At 64.4% G+C, this 804-nt stretch carries 1 protein-coding gene; it reads right to left on the bottom strand.

What is annotated here, in order from left to right; all coding sequences use genetic code 11:
• On the bottom strand, window positions 1-665 hold a 665-nt coding region (locus AC3WLT_RS37240), incomplete at its 3' end, for a TolC family protein (RefSeq protein ID WP_492596537.1).
• Between the last annotated feature and the right edge of the window lie 139 nt (window positions 666-804).

Genomic DNA, 804 nt, shown 5'->3' with positions numbered 1-804 from the left:
AGGCCTTTCCCATACAGAAGCTTGATGGTCGAGAGCAGATCCTGCTGCGTCTGCAACTGCTTGCGGGCCACCTGCAGGCGAGCCTGCAATCCACGAATGGTGATGTAGATGTCGGCAGTCTGTGCTGCCACAGCCAGGCGCGTGGCCACCTCGCCGGCCTCTGAAGCCTGATAGTCGGCAAGTGCTGCTTCCCGCCCGCGACGCAGGCCACCAAACACATCCAGTTCCCAGCTCGCGCTGAAATTGGCCTCGTAGTCGTTGCCGTAGCGATCGAAACCGGGCGTTGAATTCAGGACACGTCCCAGCGGCGTTTCAACCGACTGGTAGACCCGGGCCGCCTGGCCGCTGACATTGCCGGAAGGCAGCAGCGCGGCATTCGCTGCCCCGAGCCCCGCGCGCGCCTGCGAGACGCGCGCCGCGGCCTGCGCGAGGTCCAGGTTCTGCCCCAGCGCGAGCGTAACGAATCGTGTCAGTTGCGGATCGCCGAAACCCGTCCACCACGTGACCAGGTCTGCACCCGCCGCCGCCTGCCGGTGATCTACCGCGGCCTGACCCTGGAAATGGTCCGGCATGGCGACATCGGGCCGGACATAGTCGGGGCCGACAGCGCAGCCCGCCGAGAGGCTGGCAGCAATGACCGCGGCAAGGAGGTGTTTGGGTAGCATGAGCGTCTTCGCGAGTTTCCGGGGTGTGACTATAATACCAAATAGTCACAGGTTGTCCATTGCTGTATGCTATACCCATGAAAAACACCACCACTCCCTCCGCCCCCGCGCGCGGCCCGGCCGATCACGAGGTACGGGA

This window comes from Paraburkholderia sp. FW306-2-2C-D06C (assembly GCF_058781505.1).
This window is presented reverse-complemented; position numbering and strand designations above follow the sequence as displayed.